General features: G+C 68.5%; 13 protein-coding genes. 6 read left to right on the forward strand and 7 right to left on the reverse strand.

Annotated elements, in window-relative coordinates:
• Positions 1–11: 11 nt before the first annotated feature.
• Complete coding sequence (locus tag ACIBTM_RS23530) at positions 12–2,384, reverse strand: Tex family protein (RefSeq protein WP_395879223.1); 2,373 nt, start codon at positions 2,382–2,384, stop codon at positions 12–14.
• Positions 2,385–2,546: 162 nt separating this feature from the next.
• On the opposite strand from ACIBTM_RS23530, the gene ACIBTM_RS23535 reads away from it, so the two are divergent.
• The gene (locus tag ACIBTM_RS23535; protein WP_395879224.1) at positions 2,547–4,037 is read left to right on the forward strand and encodes a chitinase; all 1,491 of its coding nucleotides are present in this window, start codon (positions 2,547–2,549) and stop codon (positions 4,035–4,037) included.
• 64 nt (positions 4,038–4,101) lie between these two features.
• Here ACIBTM_RS23535 and ACIBTM_RS23540 read toward each other — a convergent pair whose 3' ends face one another.
• Together ACIBTM_RS23540 and ACIBTM_RS23545 are read right to left on the reverse strand one after the other, a co-directional pair.
• Positions 4,102–5,559 carry a flavin-containing monooxygenase gene (locus tag ACIBTM_RS23540; RefSeq protein WP_395879225.1) on the reverse strand — a complete coding sequence of 486 codons (1,458 nt, stop codon included), beginning with the start codon at positions 5,557–5,559 and terminating at the stop codon, positions 4,102–4,104.
• An 86-nt stretch (positions 5,560–5,645) separates the two neighbouring features.
• Positions 5,646–6,749 carry a winged helix DNA-binding domain-containing protein gene (locus tag ACIBTM_RS23545; protein ID WP_395879226.1) on the reverse strand — a complete coding sequence of 368 codons (1,104 nt, stop codon included), beginning with the start codon at positions 6,747–6,749 and terminating at the stop codon, positions 5,646–5,648.
• Positions 6,750–6,829: 80 nt separating this feature from the next.
• On the opposite strand from ACIBTM_RS23545, the gene ACIBTM_RS23550 reads away from it, so the two are divergent.
• On the forward strand, positions 6,830–7,858 hold the full coding sequence (locus tag ACIBTM_RS23550) for an AraC family transcriptional regulator ligand-binding domain-containing protein (protein WP_395879227.1): 1,029 nt from the start codon (positions 6,830–6,832) through the stop codon (positions 7,856–7,858).
• Here ACIBTM_RS23550 and ACIBTM_RS23555 read toward each other — a convergent pair.
• Entirely contained in the window at positions 7,785–8,450 is a 666-nt protein-coding gene (locus ACIBTM_RS23555) for a TetR/AcrR family transcriptional regulator (protein ID WP_395879228.1), read from the reverse strand. The two genes, ACIBTM_RS23550 and ACIBTM_RS23555, sit on opposite strands and share 74 nt — an antisense overlap.
• A gap of 125 nt (positions 8,451–8,575) precedes the next feature.
• Here ACIBTM_RS23555 and ACIBTM_RS23560 point away from each other — a divergent pair, with 125 nt between their 5' ends.
• Positions 8,576–8,854, forward strand: coding sequence for a hypothetical protein (locus ACIBTM_RS23560; RefSeq protein ID WP_395879229.1), 279 nt, complete (start codon positions 8,576–8,578; stop codon positions 8,852–8,854).
• A 134-nt stretch (positions 8,855–8,988) separates the two neighbouring features.
• Here ACIBTM_RS23560 and ACIBTM_RS23565 read toward each other — a convergent pair whose 3' ends face one another.
• From ACIBTM_RS23565 to paaI, 3 genes are read right to left on the reverse strand one after another with little or no spacing between them, the layout of a single operon-like run.
• Positions 8,989–9,582, reverse strand: coding sequence for a TetR/AcrR family transcriptional regulator (locus tag ACIBTM_RS23565; protein ID WP_034323145.1), 594 nt, complete (start codon positions 9,580–9,582; stop codon positions 8,989–8,991).
• Positions 9,579–10,862: a phenylacetate--CoA ligase PaaK gene (gene paaK, locus ACIBTM_RS23570; protein ID WP_395879230.1), complete on the reverse strand. Its 1,284-nt coding sequence runs from the start codon at positions 10,860–10,862 to the stop codon at positions 9,579–9,581. The genes ACIBTM_RS23565 and paaK overlap by 4 nt, the downstream gene beginning before the upstream one ends.
• Positions 10,859–11,266, reverse strand: coding sequence for a hydroxyphenylacetyl-CoA thioesterase PaaI (gene paaI, locus ACIBTM_RS23575; protein WP_395879409.1), 408 nt, complete (start codon positions 11,264–11,266; stop codon positions 10,859–10,861). The genes paaK and paaI overlap by 4 nt, the downstream gene beginning before the upstream one ends.
• A 206-nt stretch (positions 11,267–11,472) precedes the next feature.
• Here paaI and paaZ point away from each other — a divergent pair, with 206 nt between their 5' ends.
• Genes paaZ through paaB form a run of 3 tightly spaced genes read left to right on the forward strand, consistent with a single transcriptional unit; the run spans position 11,473 to position 14,722 of the window.
• Positions 11,473–13,503: a phenylacetic acid degradation bifunctional protein PaaZ gene (paaZ, locus tag ACIBTM_RS23580; RefSeq protein ID WP_395879231.1), complete on the forward strand. Its 2,031-nt coding sequence runs from the start codon at positions 11,473–11,475 to the stop codon at positions 13,501–13,503.
• A complete protein-coding gene (gene paaA / locus ACIBTM_RS23585) occupies positions 13,500–14,438 on the forward strand; it encodes a 1,2-phenylacetyl-CoA epoxidase subunit PaaA (RefSeq protein ID WP_395879232.1) in 939 nt (312 codons plus the stop codon). Before paaZ ends, paaA begins: the two co-directional genes overlap by 4 nt.
• The gene (gene paaB, locus ACIBTM_RS23590) at positions 14,438–14,722 is read left to right on the forward strand and encodes a 1,2-phenylacetyl-CoA epoxidase subunit PaaB (protein WP_037346994.1); all 285 of its coding nucleotides are present in this window, start codon (positions 14,438–14,440) and stop codon (positions 14,720–14,722) included. Before paaA ends, paaB begins: the two co-directional genes overlap by 1 nt.
• Position 14,723: the final 1 nt, after the last annotated feature.

The raw sequence follows: 14,723 nt of genomic DNA on the forward strand, positions 1-14,723 counted from the left end.
CTTCTGAAGACCTACTTGCCGAAGCCGGCCTTCCGGAGCGCGTCCGCCATGGCGCCGCCGCCACCGGAGTTCCCGCCGCGGTCCCGGCCGCCGCCACGGCCGCCCTGGCCGCCGCGCTGACCGCCTTGACGCTGACCGCCGCCCTGGCCGCGGTCACGACCGCCACCGCCCTGCTCGCGAGCAGGCTTGCCGGGCTCGTCGTCCAGCCGCAGGGTCAGCGAGATCCGCTTGCGCGGCACGTCGACCTCCAGCACCTTCACCTTGACGATGTCGCCCGGCTTCACGACCTCACGCGGGTCCTTGACGAAGTTCTTCGACAGCGCCGAGACGTGCGCGAGGCCGTCCTGGTGCACGCCGACGTCGATGAACGCGCCGAACGCGGCCACGTTCGTCACGACACCTTCCAGCCGCATACCCGGCTTGAGGTCGCCGATCTTCTCGACGCCGTCGGCGAAGGTCGCGGTCTTGAACGCGGGTCGCGGGTCGCGGCCCGGCTTGTCGAGTTCGGCGAGGATGTCGGTCACGGTCGGGAGACCGAAGGTGTCGTCGACGAACTCCGTCGGCTTCAGCGCCTGCAGGGTCCGCGTGTTGCCGATCAGCGAGCGGATGTCGGTGCCGGTCGAGCTCAGGATGCGCCGCACCACCGGATAGGCCTCAGGGTGCACCGAGGACGAGTCGAGCGGGTCGTCGCCGTCCGGGATCCGGAGGAAGCCCGCGCACTGCTCGAACGCCTTCGGGCCGAGCCGCGCGACCTCCTTGAGCCCGCTCCGGGTCTTGAACGGCCCGTTCTCGTCGCGGTGCGCGACGATGTTCTCCGCCAGCGTCGTCGTGATACCCGAAACGCGGGTCAGCAGCGGCGCCGACGCGGTGTTGACGTCCACGCCGACGGCGTTCACACAGTCTTCGACCACCGCGTCGAGCGAACGCGACAGCGAGATCTCCGACAGGTCGTGCTGGTACTGCCCGACACCGATCGACTTCGGGTCGATCTTCACCAGTTCCGCCAGCGGGTCCTGCAGGCGCCGCGCGATCGAGACCGCGCCACGCAGCGAGACGTCCATGCCCGGCAGTTCCTGCGAAGCGAACGCCGACGCCGAGTAGACCGACGCGCCGGCCTCCGAGACGACGGCCTTCGTCAGCTTCAGTTCCGGGTGCTTCTTGATCAGCTCGCCCGCCAGCTTGTCGGTCTCGCGGGACGCGGTGCCGTTGCCGATCGAGATCAGGTCCACCTTGTGCCGGGCGCAGAGCGCGGCGAGTTCGGCGATGGACTGGTCCCATTTGTTCGCGGGCTGGTGCGGGTAGATCACGTGGGTGCCGACGACCTTGCCGGTCGCGTCGACGACGGCGACCTTGACGCCGGTGCGGAAGCCCGGGTCGAGGCCCATGGTGGCGCGGGTGCCTGCCGGTGCGGCGAGCAGCAGGTCGCGCAGGTTCGCGGCGAACACGCGGACGGCGTCGTCCTCGGCCGACTGGCGCAGCCGCATCCGCAGGTCGATCCCCAGGTGCAGCAGGATCTTCGTGCGCCACGCCCAGCGGACGGTGTCGCCGAGCCACTTGTCGGCCGGGCGGCCTTCGTTGGCGATGCCGAACTTGTGCGCGATCCGGTTTTCGTATTCGGTCGGCCCGGTCTTCGGTTCGTCGGAGGGCTCCTCCGACTCCATCGACAGGTCGAGGATCTCCTCCTTCTCGCCGCGGAACATCGCGAGGATCCGGTGCGAGGGGAGCTTGGTGTAGGGCTCGGAGAACTCGAAGTAGTCGGAGAACTTCGCGCCCTCTTCGGCCTTGCCGTCGCGGACCTTCGAGGCCAGGCGGCCTTCCGTCCACATCTTCTCGCGCAGCTCGCCGATCAGGTCGGCGTCCTCGGCGAAGCGCTCGACGAGGATCGCGCGGGCGCCGTCCAGCGCGGCCTGTGCGTCCGCGACGCCCTTGTCGGCGTCGACGAACACCGCGGCGGCGGCCTGCGGGTCGGTGTTCGGATCGCTCAGCAGCCCGTCGGCGAGCGGCTCCAGACCGGCCTCGCGGGCGATCATCGCCTTCGTCCGCCGCTTGGGCTTGTACGGCAGGTAGATGTCTTCGAGGCGGGACTTGGTGTCGGCCGCCATGATCGACGCTTCGAGCGCCTCGTCCAGCTTGCCCTGGCTGCGGATCGACTCCAGCACCGCGACCTTGCGCTCGCCGAGTTCCCGCAGGTAGCGGAGGCGTTCTTCGAGGGTGCGGAGCTGGGTGTCGTCCAGCATCCCGGTGACCTCTTTGCGGTACCGGGCGATGAACGGCACGGTCGATCCGCCGTCCAGCAGGTCGACGGCCGCCTTGACCTGCCCTTCGCGCACGCCGAGTTCTTCGGCGATCTTCTGCTCGACTGTCTGCAGGCCCTGCACGCTCACTCCCACGCTCCTGAAATCCGCCCTCGGGTGCTCTCGGACCTTGCATTCTGCCGCTCGCACCGAGCCGACTTTCGTATGGCCTCCCCTAACCGAACCCTTGACAGTTGTATTGGTCTGTACCATTTTGATGTGGCCGACATCACCCGTTCGTGGAGGCCAGTCGTGAAAGTGAAGCCGAAACACGCGTTCCTCGCCCTGCTGTCGTCACTGGCCGTGTGCCTGGGGGTGACTTTCGCGGTCTCGGGTAACGCCTCGGCCGCCAACATCCTGACCAATCCGGGCTTCGAACTCGGGACCACGAGCGGCTGGACCTGCACCGGCACGAACGCGGTCGTCACCACGCCGGTCCATTCGGGCAGCCGCGCGCTCAGCGCCACCCCGGCCGGGCAGGACAACGCCCGGTGCTCGCAGAGCGTGCCGGTCAAGGCCAACACCGCGTACACGCTTTCGGCGTGGGTGCAGGGCAGCTACACCTACCTCGGTGTCACCGGCACCGGGACGGGTGACAAGAACACCTGGACCCCGGGCGGCGGCAGCTGGTCGCAGCTCTCGCTGAGCTTCACCACCGGTGCGTCCACCACCAGCGTCGAGATCTACCTGCACGGCTGGTACGGCCAGCCCGCGTACTTCGCCGACGACGTCAACCTCGACGGCCCCGGCGGCTCGCCCACCACGACGCCGACCACGCCGACGACTTCGAACCCGCCGACGACCACCACCAGCGACCCGCCGACGACCACGACGAGCACCCCGCCGACCGGGAACCTGCCGAAGCACGTGATCACCGGCTACTGGCAGAACTTCTACAACGGCGCGAAGGCGCTCAAGCTCGCCGACGTCCCGACGAAGTACAACATCATCGCGGTGTCCTTCGCCGACGCGACGGCCACGCCGGGCGCGGTCAGCTTCACTCTCGATTCCGGTCTGTCGAGCCAGCTCGGCGGCTACACCGACGCGCAGTTCAAGGCCGACATCAAGACGGCGCAGGCACGCGGGCAGAAGGTCATCCTGTCCGTCGGCGGTGAGAAGGGCACGATCCGCGTCGACTCGTCGGCCGCGGCGACGAACTTCTCCAACAGCATGAAGTCGCTCATCGCGACCTACGGCTTCGACGGCGTCGACATCGACCTCGAGAACGGCGTCAACGCGACGTACATGGCGCAGGCACTGCGCAGCATCCACGCCGCGGGCGGCACGGTCATCACCATGGCGCCGCAGACGATCGACATGCAGAGCCCGGCGGCGGAGTACTTCAAGCTGGCGCTGAACGTCAAGGACATCCTGACCATCGTCAACATGCAGTACTACAACAGCGGCACGATGCTCGGCTGCGACCAGAAGGTCTACTCGCAGGGCACGGTCGACTTCCTCACCGCGCTGGCGTGCATTCAGCTGCAGAGCGGGCTGCGGGCCGACCAGGTCGGTCTCGGCCTGCCCGCCTCCGGTTCCGCCGCGGGCGGCGGCTACCAGGCGCCCGGCAACACGGTCAGCGCGCTGAACTGCCTGGCGAAGGGCACCAACTGCGGCTCCTTCAAACCCTCGGCGACGTACCCGACGATCCGGGGCGCGATGACCTGGTCGATCAACTGGGACGCCTCGCAGGGCTACGCGTGGTCGAACACGGTGAGCGCGGGCCTGGCCGGCCTCCCGTGATGATCCGCCAGACCGGGGCGGGGCACCGTCGTCGCGCGGGCGACGGTGCTCCGCCCTTTCCACTTCATCGCGGTCCCGCCGTCCGGTAGTCGCCGAGGTCGAGGGTTTTCGTCCGCCGGTCGTATTCGGTGACCAGACCGGGCCAGTTCGTGCTCACCCTGCCGTTCTCCTGGCGGTACCAGCTGGCGCAGCTCGTCCAGACACTGCGGCCGAGCCGTCGCTGGATCTCCTCGTCGTACCGCTGCTCGACCTCCGGGACGACGTCCATATAGGACACTCCGGGTTTGGCGAGGTGTTCGACGGCCTGGCGGATGTAGCGGGCCTGCCGTTCGATCATGTAGATGATGGAGCCCGCGCCGAGGTTCGTGTTGGGGCCGTAGACGCAGAACAGGTTCGGGAAACCCGGCACGGTCATGCCGAGGTACGCCCGTGCGCCGCCCTTCCACGCGTCCGACAACGCTTTTCCGCCGAGGCCTTCCACCTTCAGCTCGCCGAGGAAGTCGGTCGCCGCGAAGCCGGTCCCGTAGACGATGACGTCGGCCTCGTGTTCGGCACCGTCCTCGGTGCGCACACCGGACGGGGTGATCGCGCTGATGCGCCGTGTCTCCACGGCGACGTTGTGCCGAGCCAGCGCGGGCAGGTACTCGTTGGTGAACAGGATCCGTTTGCAGCCGAGCGGGTAGTCCGGGGTGAGCTTCTCGCGCAGCGCCGGGTCCTTGATGTGTCGGCGGCGCAGCTGGGCCGTCCGCAGCTCGAAGACCTTGGCCAGCAACGGATGTTTTGTCATCGCGTAGGTCGCGTACTCGGCGAGCAGGAAGATCCGCAGCCTGCCGAGCAGCTGTGTGGCCGGCAGATGCCGGAACAGCCGCTGCTGCCAGCGCCGGTAGCGGGTGTCCCGTTTCGCCATGATGTAGGGCGCGGTGCGCTGGAACACCGTCAGCGCGCTCGCCTGGCGCTGGAGTTCGGGCACGAACTGGATCGCGCTCGCGCCGGTGCCGATCACCGCGACCTTCTTGCCGCGGAGGTCGACGTCGTGATCCCAGCGCGCGGAGTGGAAGCTGGCGCCTTCGAAGGTCTCCTGGCCGGGGATGTCCGGCTGGACCGGCCGCGAAAGCTGGCCGACGGCGGGGACGAACACCTTCGCTTCGTACGTCTCGCCGCCCGCGGTCTCCACCCGCCAGAGCCCGCGTTCCTCGTCGAAGGACGCGGAAGTGACGCGGACGCCGAACCGGATGTGCGGTTCGAGCCCGTAGCGGCGTACCACGCGTTTGAGGTACTCATGGATGTCAGGTTGCAGCGAGAACCGCTTCGGCCAGTCGGGATTGGGCTCGTACGAGAACGAGTACAGCGGCGACGGGATGTCGCAGCCCGCGCCGGGATACGTGTTCTCCCGCCAGACGCCGCCGGGTTCGCCGGCGCTCTCCAGGATGGTGAAGTCGTCGAACCCGGCGCGTTTGAGCTCGATCGCCGTCCCGACCCCGCCGAAGCCCGTCCCCACGATCAGCACGCTCGTATCGCCCATACCGATCGAAGTTACCCAGCGGTCACCGCCGGTGGAAGTACACGAGCGGCCACTCAATCGAGATTTTCGGCCACGCGCCTCCGCATTCAGAGGACGAAATGCACGGAGGGGTTCTCCGCGTTCGGATGGGCCCAGGCGAGCAGGCGGTGCGCGGAACTCTCCAGGGTGTCCAGATCGCGCTTCGGGACGCGCTCGAACGGCGTGATCACCACCGAAACCGCCTTCTTCACCGTCTTGATCTCCCAGAAGCCCTTGACCAGGCCGCCGACCAGGATGGTGCCCTTGACCAGGCCGTTCTGCGTGATGACGACCTTGCGGTACTCGTCGCTGATCACCCGCGTGCGGTCGGCGTAGGACAGGACGGTCTGGTCGAACGGTCCCAGCAGCCGGGCGGGCGCGGGGGTGTCCGGATCGGGACGAGAGGCTTCGGGCAGGTCGAAGAGTTCGCGGCCGTTCTCGTCGCGGAACGTTCGCAGCTCCGGCCGCAGCCGTTCCGCGACGTCGCCGAGTTTCGTGATCCCGGCCCACGCCTGCGCGTCCTGCACACTGGCGGGCCCGAACGCGGCCAGATAGCGCCGGAACATCGCTTCCGGCGACGGCGCGGGGTCCGGTTCGGCGCCCAGCCAGTCCCCGGTGGTCTGGTACGTCGGCTGCCCGGACTTGCCCCAGACACCGCGCGGCGGGATCTGCACCAGCGGCAGCAGCGCCCGCGCGACGTGCATCAGCGACGACGGCGCGACGCCCTCCCAATGCTTCGCCAGTTCCGCGCCGAGGCCTGCCGACGAAAGCGGCCGCTCGCCGAGCAGCTTGCGGGCGGTGCGGGCGATCTCCTGGTGGTCGAGGCCCTTGATGTCGGGGCCGTGCTGGGTGTTGCCGAGCACCGAGCGGTCGTAGAGCGGCTGCACGATGGGGCGCCACGCGAGCGCGTCCGACGGCGTGACCAGGTGCACCGTGCCGCGCATGAGCGCGATCCGCACGACACTCTTGTCCAGCAGGAGGCTCGCCAGGTCTTCCTGGCGGAAGCCGTGCAGCCGGGTCCACAGCGCGAAGTACGGCGGGTTCGGCGCCTGCGCCTGCAACCCGGCCAGATGCTCGACCGCTTCGAGCGCGGTCATCTTCGAACGCCGGAGCAGCAACTGCCGGTCCAGCATGGCGCGGTTCAGCGCGCGCCTGCTCAACGTGTCGGACATACCGCTCACCCTAAAGGGGATCAAGGACAGTTATGGTCCTCAATGGGCCGACAGGCGCCCGGGGATCCATAATCCCGGCCATGGAACTACCGCCGCCGGTGATCCGGGACTGGGACTACCCGCGCGGCACGGCGAGCATCGTGCTCATGGCCCGTTTCGCCGCTGAAAACGGTGTCGAGGGCCTGGAATCCTACGAGCACGCACCGGTGGACGGCCAGGTCGACGCGCGGCAGGAACTCGCGGTGGTCCGGGCCCTGGTCCGCGGGCTCGGCGGCGAGGACGCCGTCGCGCTGCGGCTGAGCAGGCGATACCGCGTCAGCGCGTTCGGCATCTTCGGCTTCGCGTGCATCAGCAGCCCGACGCTGGGGGACGCGATGCGCTTCGCCCTGCGGTATCTGGACCTGAGCTTCACCTTCTGCATCCCGCACGTGTCCGTCGAGGCCGGACGGCTCGCGCTCGCCATGGACGACAGCCGCGTGCCCGGCGACGTCGCCCGGTTCCTGGTGCTGCGCGACCTCGGCGCCATCCACACCGTCATGCGTGACATCCTGCCGGACATCTCCTTGCGCTCCTTGGCCTTCCGGCACGACAAACCCTCCACTGTGGATGAATACATACGGACCTTCGGGCTGGTGCCGTCGTTCTCGGCGCCGTCGCACCTCGCCACCCTGGACCCGCTCCTCCTCGACAAACCGCTGCCGCAGGCCAACGACCAGACCGTCGCGGTCTGTGCCGCGCAATGCGAGCTGCTGGTGTCGCGGAAACGTGAGCGGTCCGGGATCGCCCAGCAGGTCCGGGAAAGACTGGTGCGGCTCGGCGGGGTCGACGCGGGCATGGAAGAGGTCGCGCGGCAGCTCGCCCTCAGCCCGCGGACCCTGCGGCGACGGCTGTTCGAGGCCGGGACCGGCTACCGGGCCCTCCTCGACGAGGTCCGCCAGGCGCTGGCGGAGGAGCTGCTCGACACCGGCGCGCTCGCCGTGGAGGACGTCGCGCTGCGGCTGGGCTACGCCGAGGCGTCGAGTTTCATCTACGCCTTCAAACGCTGGAAGGGGATGACGCCGGCGGCCTACGCCCGGCGGAACGCGTTGCGAGCACGGCCGGGTAGGTGACCCGCAGCAGGTGCAGGATCGACTCGGTGAGGAACACCCGTAGCTCCTCGCGGCCGAGCGTGCCGCGGATCAGCCATTCGCGGGACGCCGCGCGCAGCATCCCGCCGTACGAACGGATCATCGCGCGGAGTTCTTCGCGACCCTCGGTGACGTCGCTCATCAACGCGGCCGCGAGCACGCGATCGGCGGCGATCTCGTCACCCTCCAGCATGATCCGCTCGATCTCCGGGTCGCGGCCCACCGCCTCCGGGCCGATCGCCGTCAGCCACGCCTGCTCGTTGCGCTCGACGACCTCGATCCAGTGCCGGACGCTGATCGCGAGCCGCTCTTCGGCGGTCGTTTCCGGCAGGTTCTCGATCACCGGCGCCGGGACGATCATCATCTGCCGGACGACTTCCAGGTACAGCTCCCGTTTGCCGCCGAAGTAGTGGTTGATCAGCGGCCGGGCCACGCCGGCGGCCTTCGCGATGTCCGACGTCGAAACCGAGGCGTACGTGCCCGCGCCGAACAGCCGCCGGGCAGCGGTCAGGATCTCGGCGCGCCGGGCGGCCGGTTCGAGGCGGCGCCGCCGGGCCTCCGGATCGGTGGTCATGGGCCGAGCGTAACCGTTTCACGTCGCCGCCTGCCGTTATTCATTCGGAACAACCCCCTGGTAACCCCTGAGGCCTTCGCGGCGACGTTCGGGGCGGGGGGACCGGGTGTCATGGGTAGGGACGAATGACCAGTGCTGAGCGCGATCCGGTCCGTCGTGCCGGACGGTGGGTCAGTGTCCGGCTGCAGCATCGTGACGTCCGCATCCAAGGTGACACCGGGGACGAGTGTGTCTCCTACGCGGGGATCGTGATCACGAGTTTCGAAAACGGTGCCGAGGTCGGCGAACGCTGGATCCCGCTCGGCGTGGATCCGTCGGAGGCCGACGACGAACAGCTCATCCAGCAGTTGCGCGACGCGCTGATCTGGCAGGCGCGAAAGCCGCCCCAGGTCGCGGGGGAGTAGCGCGGGCTCGCGGGAAGGTTCCCAATGTCGCATTTGAGTCGCTCAGCGTCCCTAATGCGACATTGGGAACTTGGACCGACGAACAAGGCCGGCGCAGCGCTCGCGGTCTGGGAACACAGGGCGCGGCGTTACGGCTATTGGGTCCGCAGGCCGTCGAACGCGATCTTGCACACCGCGTCCGCCAGTTCGGTCCCGGCCGAGCCCCGCCGCGGCCGGTACCACTCGATCAGCGAGTTCACCATGCCGTACAGCAGCCGCGCGGTGACCGCGGGATCGATGTCCGGCCGTACGTCGCCCTCGGTTTCGGCCTGTTTCACCAGTTCCGTCACCAGGCGGTCGAATTCGCGCCGCCGCGCGAGCGCCGCCCGCTCGATCTTGGTGTTGCCGCGCACCCGCAGCAGCAGGGTGACGAACGGCAGCTGGTCGACCAGCACCAGGACACTGCCCCGCACCAGATGCTCCAGCTTTTCGATCGCCTTGCCCTCGAAGGATTCCGTTTCGGCGGCGACGGCGAACAGACCGTTCAGCGCGCGGTCCACGGCGAGCCGCAGCAGCTCCTCCTTGCTCGGCACGTGGTGGTAGATCGCGGATTTCGTGATGCCGAGCTTGCGGGAGAGGTCCTCCATACTGGTGCCGTCGTAGCCGCGCTCGTTGAACAGCTTCACCGCGACCTGCAACAGCGACTCGAGGTCGTAACCGGGGCGCCCCCGGCGGGCGGGGGTGCTCAAGCGCGGTCCCGTTCGTCGAGTACCCGGCGCATCTTGCCCAGCGAGCGTTCCAGCGTGTCCGGGTCGACGACCTCGACGCCGACGCTCACACCGACCCCGTCCTTCACCCCGGCGATCAGCCGGGCGGCGGCCTCGGCGCGCTGCTCGGCGGTCGCGTCCGGGCGTGCTTCGACGCGGACGGTCAGGTGGTCCATCCGGCCCTTCGTCGACCGGATCAGCTGGAAATGCGGCGTGAGCGCGGGGGTCACCAGCACGACTTCCTCGATCTGCGTGGGGAAGACGTTGACGCCACGCAGGATGATCATGTCATCGCTGCGCCCGGTCACCTTCTCCATCCGCCGGTACGCCGGCCGCGCGGTGCCCGGCAGCAGCCGGGTGAGGTCGCGCGTGCGGTACCGGATGATCGGCAGCGCCTGCTTGGTGAGCGACGTGAACAGCAGCTCACCCTCGGCGTCGGTCGGTTTCTCGGTGAACGGGTCGATCACCTCGGGGAAGAAGTGGTCCTCCCAGATGTGCAGCCCGTCCTTGGTCTCGACGCATTCCTGCGCGACGCCGGGGCCCATCACCTCGGACAGGCCGTAGATGTCGACGGCGTCGATGCCGACGCGTTCCTCGATCTCCGTGCGCATCTGCTCGGTCCACGGCTCGGCGCCGAAGATGCCGACCTTGAGCGAGCTCGTCTGCGGATCGACGCCCTGCCGTTCGAACTCGTCGAGCAGCGTCAGCATGTACGACGGGGTGACCATGATGATCTCGGGTTTGAAGTCGGTGATGATCTGCACCTGCCGCGCGGTCATGCCGCCGGACGCCGGGATCACCGTGCAGCCGAGCTTTTCGGCGCCGTAGTGCGCGCCGAGCCCGCCGGTGAACAGGCCGTACCCGTAGGCGACGTGGACCTTGTCGCCCGGCCGCCCGCCCGCGGCGCGGATCGAGCGCGCCATCACCGTCGCCCAGGTGTCGATGTCTTCGGCGGTGTAGCCGACCACGGTCGGTTTCCCGGTGGTACCGCTGGACGCGTGGATGCGGCTCACCTGCGATTCCGGCACGGCGAACATGCCGAACGGGTAGTTGTCACGCAGGTCCTGCTTGGTGGTGAAGGGGAACTTCGCCAGATCGTCCAGCGCCTTGCAGTCGTCCGGGTGAACGCCCGCCTCGTCGAACTTCCGGGTGTAGAACGGCACGTTGTCGTACGCGTGCCGCAGCGTCCACCGGAGGCGCTTCAGTTGCAGCGCCTGGAGCTCGTCGATGGTCAGGTTCTCGGCTTCGTCGCTGAAGCTCATGGGAGAGGACTTTCTTTCGATGCCACAGCCTGGATGGTGCGGCTGCGGCCGCGGAATTCGGCGACGACCTCCGGCCCGCCGGGGGTCTCCCGGTGCACGGTGACGTCGTAGATGCCGTTGCGGCCGTAGCGGGTCCGCTCGGTGGCGGTGGCGATGAGGTGGTCGCCGAGTTTGCCGGCGGCGACGAAGGAGATCTCCGCGCCGGACGCGACGGTCACCGGCCCATGGCTGTTGCAGGCGCAGGCGAAGGTCGTGTCGGCCAGCAGGAAGACATAGCCGCCGTGGGCGATGTCGTGGCCGTTGACCATCGTCTCGGTGATCCGCATGGTGGCGACGGCGTGGCCTTCGGCGGCCTCGATCAGCTCGATGCCCAGCGCCTTCGACGCCTGGTCGTCGGCGAACATCGTGTGCGCGGCGTTGCTAGTCAAGCCAGACCACCTAGTTACTGACCGAATGGACGGTTGGTGAAGGGTGCCGCAAGTAAAGGCGCGCTTTTGGGCAGATGTCAAGGGTCCACCGCCGTCGGGGGGTTTGCAAGACCCCGGACGCGAGCTACAGTGAATTACTGAACGGACGGTCTGTTAATCCCACCATCGAAGGGTTCGGCCCCATGGCTTTGCTGCGCAGCTACGTCTCCGGCGGATGGCACACGGCGGAAAGTGACGGAGTACCGCTGCACGACGCCTCCACCGGAGAGGAGGTCGCCAGGGTCTCGTCCGACGGCATCGACTTCGCCGCCGCGCTGGAGTACGGCCGCCGCGTCGGCGGCCCCGCGCTGCGCGAGCTGACCTTCCACCAGCGTGCCGCGCTGCTGAAGGCACTGGCCTCCCACCTGCGCGAACACCGCGAAGAGCTGTACAAGCTCTCGGCGCGGACGGGTGCGACCAAGGGTGACTCGATGGTCGACATCGACGGCGGCATCGGCGTCCTGTTCGCCTACTCCAGCAAGGGCAAGCGCGAACTGCCGAACGACACGGTCTACGTCGACGGCAACGTCGAGCCGCTGAGCAAGGGCGGCACCTTCGTCGCCCAGCACATCGCCGTCCCGCTGCGCGGGGTCGCCGTCCAGATCAACGCGTTCAACTTCCCCGTCTGGGGGCCGCTGGAGAAGTTCGCGCCCGCGTTCCTCGCCGGGGTGCCGAGCCTGATCAAGCCGGCCAGCCAGACCGCGTACCTCACCGCGCGGCTGGTCGAGATCATCATCGAATCCGGCATCCTGCCCGAGGGCACGCTGCAGTTCGTCGCGGGCAGCGTCGGCGACCTGCTCGACCACGTCACCGCGCAGGACCTCGTGTCGTTCACCGGTTCCGCGTCGACCGCGCAGAAGCTGCGCGCGCACCCCGCGATCGTGCGCAACTCCGTCCGGTTCAACGCCGAGGCCGACTCGCTGAACCTGTCGATCCTCGGCCCGGACGCCAAACCCGGCACCACCGAGTTCGATCTCTTCGTCAAGCAGCTGACCACCGAGATGACGGTGAAGGCCGGCCAGAAGTGCACCGCCATCCGCCGCGCCTTCGTTCCGGCGGACCTGCTGGACGCCGTCGCCGAGGCCGCGAGCGCGCGGCTGGCGAAGACCACCGTCGGCAACCCCACCGCCGAGGGCGTCCGGATGGGCGCCCTGGCCAGCCTGGAGCAGCGCGAGGAGGTCCGGCGGTCGCTCAAGGCGCTGCTGGACGTCGGCACGGTCGTCTTCGGCGACCCGGAGCAGGTCGAGGTCGTCGGCGCGGACGCCGAACGCGGCGCGTTCATCTCACCCGTACTGCTGAAGGCCGACCCGGAACGTTCCGAGCCGCACGAGGTCGAGGCGTTCGGGCCGGTGTCGACGCTGCTGCCGTACACCTCCACCGAGCAGGTCATCGAGCTCGCCGCCCGCGGCGGCGGCAGCCTCGTCGGCTCGGTCGTCTCCGCGGACCAGGAGTTCGTGCGTGAGGTCGTCCTCGGAGTCGCGCCGTACCACGGCCGCCTGCTCGTGCTGGACGCCGAAGACGCCAAGGAGTCCACCGGCCACGGTTCGCCGATGCCGCAGCTGGTGCACGGTGGTCCCGGCCGCGCCGGTGGCGGCGAGGAGATGGGCGGCGTCCGCGGCGTGCTGCACCATATGCAGCGCACGGCGGTCCAGGGTTCGCCCGCGGTCTTGAGCACGGTCACCGGCCGCTGGGTCACGGGTGCGCCGCGTGCCGAAGGCGACGTTCACCCGTTCCGGAAGTCCTTGGCGGAGCTGAAGATCGGCGACTCCGTGGTCGCCGGCCCGCGCACGGTCACCCAGGAGGACGTGGACCACTTCGCCGAGTTCACCGGCGACACCTTCTACGCCCACACCGATCCCGAGGCCGCGGCGGCGAACCCGCTGTTCGGCGGGATCGTGGCGCACGGCTACCTGGTGGTCTCGTTCGCCGCGGGGCTGTTCGTCTCGCCGGAGCCCGGCCCGGTGCTGGCCAACTACGGCCTGGAGAACCTGCGGTTCCTCACCCCGGTCAAGGTCGGCGACTCGTTGACCGTGACCTTGACCGCCAAGCAGATCACCCCGCGTATCGACCAGGAGTACGGCGAGGTCCGCTGGGACGCCGACGTCACCAACGCCGACGGTGACTCGGTCGCCAAGTACGACGTGCTCACCCTGGTGGCGAAGGAGCAGTCATGACCGCGACGCTGCCGGAAGAAGACCTCGAACGGCACTTCGAGGCGACCATCGAGCGCGACCAGCGCATCGAGCCGCGTGACTGGGTGCCCGAGGGCTACCGCAAGACGATGATCCGGCAGATCGCGCAGCACGCGCATTCGGAGATCATCGGCATGCAGCCCGAGGGCAACTGGATCACCCGCGCGCCTTCCTTGCGGCGTAAGGCGATCTTGCTCGCGAAGGTGCAGGACGAGGCCGGGCACGGGCTGTACCTGTATTCCGCGGCCGCCACGCTCGGCGCCGACCGCGCGGATCTGACCGACAAGCTGATCAACGGCAGGCAGAAGTACTCGTCGATCTTCAACTACCCGACGCTGACGTTCGCCGACGTCGGCGTGATCGGCTGGCTGGTGGACGGCGCGGCGATCTGCAACCAGGTTCCGTTGTGCCGCAGCTCGTACGGGCCGTACGCACGCGCCATGATCCGCATCTGCAAGGAGGAGTCCTTCCACCAGCGGCAGGGTTTCGAACTGCTGATGACCATGATGCGGGGCACCGAGAAGCAGCGTGAGATGGTGCAGGAGGCGGTCGACCGCTGGTGGTGGCCGTCGCTGATGATGTTCGGCCCGCCGGACGCGGATTCGCCGAACACCGCGCAGTCGATGGCGTGGAAGGTCAAGCGGCATACCAACGACGAGCTGCGCCAGCGTTTTGTCGACATGTCCATTCCGCAGGCCGAGGCGCTGGGTGTCACCTTCCCGGATCCGGACCTGAAGTGGAACCCCGAACGCGGGCACTACGACTTCGGCGCGGTCGACTGGGACGAGTTCAAGAACGTGTTGAAGGGCAACGGCCCCTGCAACGCCCAGCGTATCGCGCACCGGCGGCGGGCACAGGAAGACGGCGCGTGGGTGCGGGAAGCCGCCTCGGCGCACGCAGCGAAGAAGGGTTCGTGATGAAACACGACTGGCCGTTGTACGAGGTGTTCGTCCGGGGCAAGCGCGGGCTGAACCACGTGCACGTGGGTTCGCTGCACGCGGCGGACGACGACATGGCGTTGCACCACGCGCGGGATCTGTACACCCGCCGCAACGAGGGCGTGTCGATCTGGGTCGTGCGGGCTTCGGACATCACCGCTTCCTCGCCGGACGAGAAGGACCCGTTCTTCGCGCCCAGCGGCGACAAGGTGTACCGGCACCCGACGTTCTACGAAATCCCCGACAATGTTCCCCACATCTGAC

Origin of the sequence: Amycolatopsis sp. NPDC049868 (genome assembly GCF_044461365.1) — a bacterium.
In the GTDB taxonomy this organism is placed as follows: Bacteria; Actinomycetota; Actinomycetes; order Mycobacteriales; family Pseudonocardiaceae; genus Amycolatopsis.